Raw genomic sequence first — 9,613 nt, forward strand, 5'->3', positions numbered from 1 at the left:
CTGCTATTACTCCTGTGAAGTCTGAATCTGACGGATGATGGCGCCCAGTTTTTCGTTCTGCGCCACGCTGATCTCCCGACCGGCCGAATGGCCCGCATTCTCGGTAATCAGCGACTCCAGCCCCACCAGCCAGTCGATAATGAACATGGCGGTGTAGTTCAGTTGTTGCGGCGTTAAACGCGCCAGACGCTCGTCGTCTTTCCACACCACGCTGTCGCACTGAGAGGGGCGGGTGAAAATGTGCTGCTCCGGCATATTCAAGCGTGTCGGGCGTTTCGCTGCGGGCATCTCGAGGTATCCAAGCCAGGTAATAAAATCGCCCATCACATGCAGGATGCGCGACACCTGGCGGTCCACCATCTGCTCCAGCAGCACGCCGGCCTGCTCGGTATTGGTCATCACCTCAACGAGCTTCTCTTCGATGCGCAGACGGAGCAGGGCGGTAATCAGTTCATCGGCCAGCGCGTCGATAATCGGGCGCGGTAAATTGATGTAGTTGAGCAACGCCGGGCTTTCCGACAAGCCGCGCAGATGGTTGATCCAGTGCTGTACGCTCTGATGCGCGAAGGCAATTTCGTGGCTATAGGTCGTTGCCGCAGGTGCTTCAGCCCCAAAGGCAGCGCCAACACCGATATCGAATATATCCAGCTCTTCAGGCGTCTCTTCCTGCACCGGCAGTGTGGTTTGTTGCAGATAGAGTGCCTGCAAATCGCGGCGCGTCGGCACCAGGCGCAGCAACAGCTCGCCGTGCATACCGCTGCGTTTTTTCAGCACATCCAGAATGTCGCGGGCAATCTGCGCCTTTTTCGCCGCATCCTCTTCGCCGTCTGGCTTATACCAGTTGCCTAACCCGCCCTCGATCAGCTCATCGCGGATCTCCTGCAACTGCTCGGCGATGCGCTCAAGCTTCACTTCCGGGCGCGCAACGGTTGAGAGGTAATCAGCCATGCGGCGCATCCCGCCGTCGTTAAGCTCGAGCATGGCGTCCCAGGCTTCGTCCGGCGAGGCGATATAGCGATTGACCGCTTCATCTTCGAGGAAGGTTTTGCGCATCAGCTGTAACTGCGGAAGGTTCTCTTCGCTAAACGCCGCTTCGTTACCGTCGCTAATACGAATAAACGGCGTCTGCTGGCGCGGCTTGCGCACGAGGAAGGTGTTGTTAAACGCCTGGCCGCGCTGCCACTCCTGCATCCATTTGTACTGACCGAAGCGCTCGGTCATCGCCATTTTGATCATCCCGCCCAGCCCCCAGGACTGTCGCAGGATTGCCTCCTCTTGCGACAGCCCCTGGCTGATGCGCAGATCGAACATGGTCAGTGCCCAAATTAGCCCCGGCAGACGGCGGCCGCGCGCCTCGGCGTCGGCACCCTGGGTGTAGCGGATCCACTCATCGAGCACGCCGCCCACCTCTTTCACATCCGACTGCTTGGTCGAGGCTGTACAGACCACCAGGACGTTCATCTCCTGGTTTTCGGTATAGCGCTCAAAGAGATAAGCGACTTTGCCACGTAAAATCAGCTGCGCCAGCGGGTTGCTCTCTTCGCTATTAACCGCGCGGCGAATGTCATCCATCGACTCAACGCCGAGGCGTCCGCGATAACCGGGGAAATCGAGCAGATCGACGGTTTCAAACAGAGGCTCGCGGGTCGAGGCGACCAGCGGGATATGCAACTCAACGGTTAATGCCGTTAATTCTGCCAGCGACAGGGTAACGGGCGCTGCGGCCAGGCCTTCCACCACCGGGCAGACCTCAATGCGGATATCGGTCTCTTTATTCAGCCGCTCCAGCATGTCGACATTCATAATGCTGTCGCGCTGCACCAGCAGGCCATTCTCTTCACTGACCAGCGTGCTTAACGGTGCCCACACTTCCTGCGCGCCGCCCAGCCGATGCAGGGTTTGCGCAAAACGGATATAGGCTTCGGTCAGCTCTGCCACCTCGCCCCATAACACGGAGAAGAGCTGGCCGCGATCCTCCGGCGTCAGCCACGGCGCCAGCGTAATCGCCTGCGGCCAGTAGTGCAGCGCTAAGCGGCTCTGGCTTTTTTCCGCATGGCGGCTCAGGTAATCCCACAGCGAGACGACATCATCTTCACTGATGCCCGCCACGCGGGTTGGGCGACGTCGTTTGGTCAGCGAGGCCAGCAGATCGTTGATGCGCCCTTCGTCATACTGCCAGTCAAATTTTTCCTGATTAAAATCATGGATAAAGGCGTTGGCGAGAATTTTGCCCATCTCGATTTCGCTAAACAGTTGCAGCGTCACCGGCCAGCGCTCGTCGCCGCCAACCTGACGGCGGCTAAAGCGCGTCACCAGGCCGGTTGCCTCTTTGCCGCCGCCCGGCGGGTTGATGTGGGTCAGAAAATCGAGCTGCTTACCGCCGAGGCGGGTCTCCAGCTTGCCGTTTTCACCCGCCGCCAGCGCGGAAATCAGGTAGGATTTGCCCGCCTGCGACAGGCCAAAGAAGCCGATGGTCATCGGTTTTGCCGCTGCCAGCGCCAGACGGCGTGCCTTGTTACGGCTGCGGCGGAGGTTAATCGTCAGACGGTCGGCTTCGGTATTAAGACGCGGCGCATCCTGGCGCACCGCGTTGATCCACTCAATCGCTTCACCGGCACCGCGTTCAACGCCCTGCCAGCCCTGGATAATTTGCTTCGAATTGATGCTGTTCATTAGCTCTTAATGCTCCCGCTATCCAGCCAGTACTGGCTTTCGCCCATGCCATTGCCAACCATCGTGTTTAACTGGAAGGTCACATCCTTGCGGCTGTAGTTTCGTCTGGCGTTCTCCATCTCCAGCGATTCAATACGGAAACGCTCCGGGCTCACAGCCTCTTCGCCGTTTCGCGCGCGGCCCTGTTCCGCCATCAGCTCAATACGCATCACCGCATCGCCGGCAAGTTCGCTGGCAAGGTTCGGATTGTTGATTTTCAGGGTATAGAGCGACGAGGCCGGCCACCGCTCGTTATCCAGCTGGCGGAAACCGATACGCACTTCACCGCGCGCCTCAAATGGCAGGCCCTGAGGGAGCTGGAAGTCAGCGGCATCGAGGTCGATATCGCTGTAAAAGACGTTGCTGTCTTTGATGACGTTGTTGCCATCCAGCATGCCGAGGTAGCGGATCGTCGAGTAGGCGGTAAAGTTTGCCGCGCGGAAATAGAAGTTGTTGAGACGCGACTTCTCCGCCAGCAGGCAGAGCATCGCGCCGACCACCGCGGTGGATTTCGGATCGTCAATGCACCCTTTTTTGTTGAAGGGATACCAGCCGCCGGTTTCATACCCGTGCAGCGGCAGAACCCGCGTCGGCGGCACCGGCTGGAGCTGGCGAATCAGCGCCTGGATGCCCGGCAGGCGTGAAGGGCGTCCCGTTAACAGCAGCACATCGCAGTTGTAGTGCCAGAGCACTTCACACAGGGCGCGCAGGCTATGGCAGATGTTCATCCGGCCGCTGCGTGGATCGATAAACTCATTATGCAGACGGGCGAGATCGACCTCTAACGGCACATCGAGCAGTGAGAAGGGCGCTTCATTCGCCAGTTGGCCGGTGCGCACCACGTCGTTAACGTAATCCTGCACTTTGGCGGTAGGTGTAGTGCCGGTGAGCAGTTCGCGGAAGGTATAGTTGAGGACTTCGCGGCCACTCTCCGGCTTGTACTCTTCATATCGATGAAGAATGGCCAGCGCCAGCGGCGAGAAGATTTGCAGCGTCAACTGCTGGCGCAGCACCTGCTTGCCCGCTTCGATCGCTTCGCTGCCGAACAGCTGCGACATCATCGACTCTGCCGCGATATCGCTGTGGCCGACTTTCATCATCGCCGCTTTTACGGCTGGCTGGAGATAGAGACGGATGACATCCAGCAGAATGTCGTCGCCCGCCACTTTGAAGCCTTCACGGAAGAGCTGTTTCGGTGTAATACGCACGTTAATGCCTTTACCGTCATCCAGCGTATAGCGGGTGATCACCAGATCGGTGGTGCCGCCGCCAATGTCGATGGAGGCGATCTTCAGGCTGCGTTGTTCCCCTTCCGCCTGCTGATTATCGGGGCGACGGGTGGCGGCAAAAAACTCATCGGTGCGGCCACCGAAATTGGTCTGCGTTTCGTTATAGAGATAGACCAGCTGTCCGCAGGTCGCTTCATCCCACTTCACATGAACGCCGGGGTGCGGCTGCTTCGCATTGCCGCTCTCTTCGCCGTCGTAATCCATCTCTTCCCACTCCAGCGATTTCCACACCAGGCGGATAGCGTCATGCATGCAGGCTTCAAAAATGGCGCGCTCTGGTTTCGGCATCGCCGGCGGTACGGTCAGGATCACGTTGCGTAAACGACGCGGATGGCTGGCGTGGCTCATCTTCAGGCGCTGCGCCGGGCTGTTGATCTGCATTAACGCCTGGCTCAGCACTTCTGAGAGCATCATGGTCATCAATGAACTGCGGCTGTAAACCGGCGAGAAGACCGGCATCCGCTCATCTTCATTGAGGCGAATCAACAGCTTGCCATGATCGTTGAGCATATAGAGCAGCGGTGCGGCGGTTGCCAGCGGTTCACGATCCGATTTGACAAACGCCTGGCTGAAACGCCAGCCCGGAGAGTAGGGCTGATCGTCCCACAGATAGCGTTTCGGGCTGGAGAGGCCGGTTGAGCCTTCGGTGCCTAAACGCTGCGCCGCCATGCGGAAAGCCTCACCGCCGACACGGCCGATGGTCGGCCAGGTAAAGGCGTCGCTGCGCCCACTTTTCGACGAGAAGTCCTGCTTGCCAAACTCCGCCTGCGCGAACTCCAGTCGGCTCTCAAATGGCTCGTTATAGACAAACTGCGGCTGGCTCAGATCGCGCAATTGCAGCTGATAAAGCTGGGAGAGGCCTTTGTTATCCGCCGCATGGTCCTCAATTAGCACGCCGCAGCTGCGTGAGTTGCCAATATCCAGCACCAGGTCGACGGGGATCGCGGTATCACGAATTTTCACGTCATTGAGCTGTACTTCTGGAATGGCGATGGTCTTTTTCAGCACCTCGAGCAGGTTAAGGAAGTGCGCCTGATGCTCTTTCAGCCCCAGCTTCTCTTCGGTGTCTTCAGGGTGCTGACGCAGCACAGCGTGTGCCTGCCTGGTATAGACATCGTTCAGCCACTCCTCAATCCATGGAAGAGTCAGGAAGTCGCCCATCTGGTGCGGTAAGCAGGCCAGCGCAAAACCGGCCCCGGAACGGACATCATCTTCGCCGGGTGCCAGGTATTGTGTATGTTCGCGGTCAGGAAAGATTTTGGTATCGAAAATCAGCGTTGCACGCCAGGTGTTGCCTTTCTCATCCGGCTCCGGCAGTTGATGAAACTGCACGCGCGACCAGTTAGTCGGCCCGTGAGAAAAGCCGCCCGGTGGGTTGAAGCGAAAGAAGGGCAGCGGCAACCAGATCCCCGCATAAAGGTTCAGGGAATCTTCAATCGCCAGCGCATACTCCGGCTCGGCGTTGCGCGGCGTTTCGCCGTCTGGCGTCGGGACCTGAAACTTGTCGTCACGCTCGTTGTAGATAAGGCGCAGCACCGCACCTTCGCCCTGCTGGCGCAAAAACTCGCCGTAGGCTTTACGCGCGGGCAGGGAGAAAGCGAAGTCGAGGAACTGAATCCCGCTGTCACGGATAAGTTTGACCTGTTTTTTAAAATCAGTGAGCTCAGCCAGCATTTAGTTACTTGCCTCCTGCTTCATCGAAAGGGGAAAAAGGGTACTGGTGCCGTAGCTGCCTTTACAGTCGGCAACGCTCTTAGCACCGGGCGCACAGACGATCTCCGGCATCTGGTAAACCGAGCCATCGGTACATTGCGCTTCACCCTGGTTATTAATGGCCAGCTTGCCGGCCTGGATGGCGGCATTGACCGCACCGCGGCAGGAGACGCCATCGCCGCGCACCATCTGCACTTCACCTTTGCCATCTTTAATCTGGTAGTTGAGGCTCAGCGGCTTGCCGGTACGCTGATCCTGGATGCCTGCGCCTGCGCGCCATTGGCCATTGAGGAAATCGGTACGCCCCTGCGCCAGCGCTTCCGGCGGCAGGCTTAACGGGTTTTTCACCTCCACCGGCGCGGTAGCATTGCCCGTGGTAGCGTTGGGTTCCGCCAGCGCCGGGTCGTTCACCTGCGCCTCTGGCGTCACGGGCTCAACGCCAGCTTGCGCAGGTTCGCTGCCTGTTTCAGGCGCGACCGGCACGGCGGGATCGTTAAGGGCGGCGGCGTTTTCCGGGGTAGCTGTGGCGCGCTCTTCATCACTCAACGGGCCGATGCCCGTCGTGCTGCCGCTCACCACTGGCGCAGTCACGCCCTCGGTAGTGCCAACAACACGTTCAGAGGAGGTGACGGGCAGGGTGGCGCCATTCTCCGCAACCGGAAGGTGCGCATCAGGCAGTGCCGGTTGCTCAACGCTAAAGCCAGGAATAGTTACGCCGGGTACGCAGCCGCGCAGCAGCCACAGCAGCAGAAGTGCTAAAAGAAGCAGCGGTAACAGCCAACATAACCACGCGGGCAGGATCCACCATCCGCGACGCTTCGGCGGCGTTACCACCGGCTCGTTGATCGGCGGCGCGCTGTGCTGCGGGGCCGCGGGCGTAACGGGTTTCGGCGGACGTAAGCAATCCAGCGGATCGATCCGTGCCTGATGGCGGGCGTTGACGAATCCCCAGAAGCTGATCACCGGCTTGCCGTTGACCAGCCAGACATGCTCGGGATCGGGAAATTGCAGGGTTTTTTCCAGCAACTTACCAAACAGCTGCTGCTCCGGCTGGTTGCTCTGGGCGAAATCCTGGCTGAGCTGGCGCAGCGTGGCCTGCGTGGTTTCCAGTTGCGCCAGGGCGCTTTGACGTTCGCTCTCCGTGGCCGCTGACCAGGGAATGACATCGCCCGGAAAAGGGGCATACCAGTCAATACGTTCGCCGTGTTCACTAATTTGCGGAATGGCGAGCACATCGGCCGCCGCGCCCTGTTTGCGCAGGCGAAGCGTTTCGCGCAACTGCAGCGCAGAAATATGGACAGCCTGCCCGTTTTCGCCCATCGACTGATATTTATTGAGCTTGTCACTGCACAGAAACATCTCTTTCACGTTGGCAGGTCCTGTGTTTTCTAAAAGATAAAAATGAGCAGAATTAACCCTTGCTACGCTATTTCAGCGAGGTTTAAATTGCTCATCTCAGCATGGGAAAATGCGAAAACGGTAAAGCGTTATCGGCGTTAAGCGCATTTTATTTAGCACTAAGGGAAATTTTTCGCGGCCATTTATTGCGCCAAAAAAATACCAGCGTGCCTAATAGTTTCTCCTGGTGAATATTATTCGCAGCCCTCAGGAATATATTCTTGCATCGCCTTTTTCATGATCTGCTTAAATTCCCGGGTATTGTTTACAGCAAAAACTTTGCCGCCGGTGCTGCTGGCAATACAATTTCCTGCGCCGGTGCTCATAATATCGACGACATTCACCTGCAGGCGCGGTTTACTCTTTTTCAGCTCGCGGGCAACCTGGCAGGGATCGCCGCCGCAGGTTTCATCTCCGTCAGAGACCAGCAAAATGATCGCATCGCGGTTCACGCCATCCACCTTTTTGCCCGCCAGCGCTAAGGCTTCGGCGAGAGGCGTTTTACCGACCGGTTGAATACCTTCAATCCGCTTTTTCAGCGCCGATCGCTGGGCAAAGGGGAAGCTGGGCGACAGGGAGACCTGACGGCAGTTTTCCGCCGCCACCAGGCTGATGTTCATATCGCGCGGGATAGTGTCAATAATGCCTTTGGCCGCGTTACGCGCCAGCGAGATACGGCGCGGTTCACGTTCGATATTCTCGACATATTTCCCCTGGTTCCAGCTGACCAACTCATCCTGCGTGGCATCCATGGTGATGGCCATCGAACCGGAGGCGTCCATAATCACCACCATTTCAGGGGCTTGCTGTTGGGTTCGCTGCGCCGGGCAGACCGCTTTGGTGGGTTTTACCGGCGCTTGCGGCGCAGGTGCCGTTTCAGGTTTCACCGGCTCGCCGGGCGTTACAGCTGGTGGCGCGGGCGTGACGGGTGCTGCTGTTTCGTGCAGTGGCGAACAGCGTGACAACAGCAACAGAATCAGGGCGATAAGCAGTGCCAGAAGTAAAAGCCATGGCCACCAGCGACGGCTTGAGACGGCAGCGGCAGTGGTTGCGGCAGCAGCGGCGCGGGGCGTGCCCTCCGCAGGCGGAACAATCACCGGGTGACCGTCAATTACCCACACCTGCTCAGGTGCAGGAGAGTGACTAGCCGCCTGTAGCAGGCGCAGCATTGTTTCTGGTTCGCTCCCGCTTTGCGCCAGCTTCTGATGCAGGGCCCGAACGCTGTCGAGACGCTGTTCCAGCACCGCGCGGGCGCGGCTCTGCTCGGTTTCACTCAGATCGAGTAAGCGGCGCGGCTGACCATTAATATCGCTATACCACTCAACGGCACCATCATCGGCGATAACCGGGCGGGCATATAAATTTTGGATAGAGGCGGGTAAATAGGTTTCGAGGAGCGTACGAAAAGGCGAAAATGACGTGGCATAATCGGTTAATTCAACTGACGGTTTAACGATCCTTGTTATTCTTATCATTTATATCATTACGCTATCAGTTATTCATACGTGACTATCCCATTTGACTGAAAGGGTAATGAGTATAATCTTAAATACAACCTACCAGAAATAAGGAGTAAACAATTGCGTTGGGAGAAACGTATGATATTTTGCCGCTATTAGGCTTTTATTATCCGAATACCCCCGCAGGCAGTCTCAATTCTTGACTCAAATGATTTTTTCCACTTCCCTCAGCCAGTCGGGCAAATAGCTGCGATACCAGTGCTGAAAACGCGGAAAATCCGCTTTCTGTCGCTTGTGAAGGAGTGTAATCACTTCGCTGACAATCCACGCTTTCGCTAAGGCAATATCGCGTGTGAGATCGTTTTCTGACCGCGGATTAAATCGGCAGTAGCGCGCCGCGAGGTGTCGATACTCTTCAGGCGTGCCCATGCCTTTAATCAGCGGGGCTAAATCAATGGCCGGGTGACCGGTGCTGAACCGCTCCCAGTCAAACAGCACAAACTCGCCGTTCTCGCGCTGCCCCCAGTTGCCGGCGTTACTGTCGCCGGAAATCAGGCCCGCTTCAGCAAACAGCCTGTCGCTGTCGCGCTGGCAGCGGCGCAGCGCTCTGGCGGCTGCTTCCGGCAAAGCGAGCAGGTGCAGGCTCAGCGCCAGCTGCGCGTCGGGCCAGCGATGGGGGTGATAGTGCCAGTTTTTATCCGGCGCAAAGCGGTGTAAGCGCGCCAGCATCGACACGATGGCGTCGTTTGCGACATTTTGCTGGCTAACAGGGTAGGGGATCGCTTCAAGGGTGAGGACGCGCGTGCTGGCATCGGCTGCCAGTAAGGCTGGAGTAAAAATTTCCGCGCGGTTTAGCTCGGGCGCAACCTGGTGGTAGAAGGCGTACTCAACCTTGCTGACCGGCGCTTTCTCAATCACGGCTATTCCGGAGGCGTTAACCCGCTTCACCACCCGGGCGGCGCCCATTTGCGCCAGATTCTCTGTTGTCATCGATGCTCCACGGTAAGGACATGGCGATAACGGGCAGAGTAAAGGTTATGA

At 57.9% G+C, this 9,613-nt stretch carries 5 protein-coding genes; all 5 read right to left on the reverse strand.

Going from position 1 to position 9,613, the window contains the following annotated elements; all coding sequences use genetic code 11:
• Positions 1 to 6: 6 nt before the first annotated feature.
• Positions 7 to 2,673, reverse strand: a complete 2,667-nt coding sequence (locus IAE48_RS16225) for a putative virulence factor (RefSeq protein ID WP_200134969.1) — start codon at positions 2,671 to 2,673, stop codon at positions 7 to 9.
• Entirely contained in the window at positions 2,673 to 5,675 is a 3,003-nt protein-coding gene (locus IAE48_RS16230) for a virulence factor SrfB (RefSeq protein WP_200134970.1), read from the reverse strand. The genes IAE48_RS16225 and IAE48_RS16230 overlap by 1 nt, the downstream gene beginning before the upstream one ends.
• Complete coding sequence (locus IAE48_RS16235; protein WP_200134994.1) at positions 5,676 to 7,073, reverse strand: SrfA family protein; 1,398 nt, start codon at positions 7,071 to 7,073, stop codon at positions 5,676 to 5,678.
• A gap of 233 nt (positions 7,074 to 7,306) precedes the next feature.
• On the reverse strand, positions 7,307 to 8,587 hold the full coding sequence (locus tag IAE48_RS16240) for a VWA domain-containing protein (protein ID WP_200134971.1): 1,281 nt from the start codon (positions 8,585 to 8,587) through the stop codon (positions 7,307 to 7,309).
• Positions 8,588 to 8,776: 189 nt separating this feature from the next.
• On the reverse strand, positions 8,777 to 9,562 hold the full coding sequence (locus IAE48_RS16245) for a phosphotransferase (protein WP_200134972.1): 786 nt from the start codon (positions 9,560 to 9,562) through the stop codon (positions 8,777 to 8,779).
• Between the last annotated feature and the right edge of the window lie 51 nt (positions 9,563 to 9,613).

It is taken from the genome of Kosakonia sp. S57 (assembly GCF_016516575.1).
Classification (GTDB): Bacteria; Pseudomonadota; Gammaproteobacteria; order Enterobacterales; family Enterobacteriaceae; genus Kosakonia; species Kosakonia cowanii.